Genomic DNA, 1,235 nt, shown 5'->3' with positions numbered 1-1,235 from the left:
TCCATTTTTCCATGGCCTCCTGCAGCGCCTTCTTAGTAGGATAGGTATAGGTGTAGTAGTCTAGCTCAACCTTCATGATGTGAAAGAGACTCTCGCAGGCCGCATTGTCGTGGCAGGTCGCCCGTCGCGACATGCTTTGAAAAACGTGGTGCTGTTTTAGGGTCTGACAATATGCTTTGGACTGGTATTGAATGCCCTGATCGCTGTGAATCGTCATGCGGTAAGGCAGTTTGGGCCGGATCGCCAAAACCTGCTTGAGTCCATCTAGAACATATTTGGTCTGCGGCCACTGACTGATGGTGTAACTGATGATTTCACCGCTGTAAAGATCTTTAAAGGGCGAGAAATATAACCGTTCGCTCATGCTCTTATTGCCATAGCGAAACTCGCTGATATCGGTGACTACCTTTTGGTAGGGCCGATCGGTCTTAAACTTCTGGTGGAAGCGGTTCTTCGCCTTCTTGCCTTGCGGACCTTTTGATGAATCATACTTGCCTGCACGCAAGTTGTATTTGCGGGCCAGCAGCTTGTGCTCCTTCATCAGGCGATAAATGCGTTTATGGTTCACCTGCAAGCCGTACTTGATTTTTAGCGTGTCAGTCATGGGCAGGTAGCCGATGGGATTATGCCTTTTAACCACTTTAATCAGCGACAGTAAAGCCAGATCGCTGTATTTTTTCCGCCTGCTGCGCGGGTGATACTCGTAGGTGCTCTTGGCTAAAAAGCTATAGTGCAATAGTTCTTGCAGTTGATAGTTGTGCTCATGCCTTAGCTCTTGGATGATGGTCCGTTCTTCTTGCGTTGAGCGTCTTTGCGCCGAGCTAAGGCTTCGACTTTTTTTAGGTAGTCGTTCTCAATGTGGAGCTGACGGTTTTCTAAGCGCAGCCGCTCTAATTCAGATAACTCGCTGCTGGTATACTTAACTGGTTTTTTAGGCAATTTGTTCATTGGTGGTCGGCCTCGTTTGGTAAAGAGCGCATCAAGCCCGCCTTCATCAAAACGTTTTTGCCAAGTACAAATTAAGCTGGGTGTGGCAATTTTGAAGTGAATGGCGGTATTTTGATAGGTCTCGTCATGTTCTTTTCTCCAGTTTAAGACTTGGAGCTTGAATTGACCACGATAATTTTGCGAGGTGTGCCGAATTTCTAGGCCCTTAACACCAAAGTGCTGGTATTGCGCAGCCCAGGTATCAATTAGTTGATGTGATCCGGTGCCAATCATTTGCGCCACAGAAC

Annotated in this window: 2 protein-coding genes; both read right to left on the bottom strand. The window is 47.4% G+C overall.

Annotation, left to right across the window (positions count from 1 at the left end):
* Positions 1 to 781 (bottom strand): IS3 family transposase (locus tag JF73_RS08700; RefSeq protein WP_257011525.1); only part of this gene is annotated, 781 nt, incomplete at its 3' end.
* Positions 769 to 1,235 (bottom strand): helix-turn-helix domain-containing protein (locus JF73_RS08695; protein WP_046327883.1); only part of this gene is annotated, 467 nt, incomplete at its 5' end. The genes JF73_RS08695 and JF73_RS08700, both read right to left, overlap by 13 nt.

The organism is Lactobacillus helsingborgensis (assembly GCF_000970855.1).
In the GTDB taxonomy this organism is placed as follows: Bacteria; Bacillota; Bacilli; order Lactobacillales; family Lactobacillaceae; genus Lactobacillus; species Lactobacillus helsingborgensis.
The sequence above is the reverse complement of the archived record's forward strand: the minus strand, read 5'-3'. Positions and strand labels throughout refer to the sequence as shown.